The following is a 434-nucleotide window of genomic DNA, read 5'->3' as shown; positions in this document are numbered from 1 at the left end:
ATAGCGACACGTCCGTCAATTCCTTTGAGTTTCAACCTTGCGACCGTACTTCCCAGGCGGAGTACTTAATGCGTTAGCTGCGGCACTGCAGGGGTCAATACCCGCAACACCTAGTACTCATCGTTTACGGCGTGGACTACCAGGGTATCTAATCCTGTTTGCTACCCACGCTTTCGCGTCTCAGCGTCAGTATCGGTCCAGGCAGCCGCCTTCGCCACCGGTGTTCCTCCTAATATCTACGGATTTCACTCCTACACTAGGAATTCCACTGCCCTCTCCCGTACTCAAGTCTTCCAGTATCCAATGCACTTCCCAGGTTGAGCCCGGGGCTTTCACATCAGACTTAAGAAACCGCCTACGCGCGCTTTACGCCCAATAATTCCGAACAACGCTTGCACCCTCCGTATTACCGCGGCGGCTGGCACGTACTAGTC

Annotated in this window: 1 rRNA gene; it reads right to left on the bottom strand. The window is 54.1% G+C overall.

The features are described from left to right. Positions 1-434, bottom strand: a 16S ribosomal RNA gene (locus M6G53_RS25185); the annotation flags it as partial.

Source organism: Serratia nevei, assembly GCF_024160145.1.
GTDB classification, from domain to species: Bacteria; Pseudomonadota; Gammaproteobacteria; order Enterobacterales; family Enterobacteriaceae; genus Serratia; species Serratia nevei_A.
This window is presented reverse-complemented; position numbering and strand designations above follow the sequence as displayed.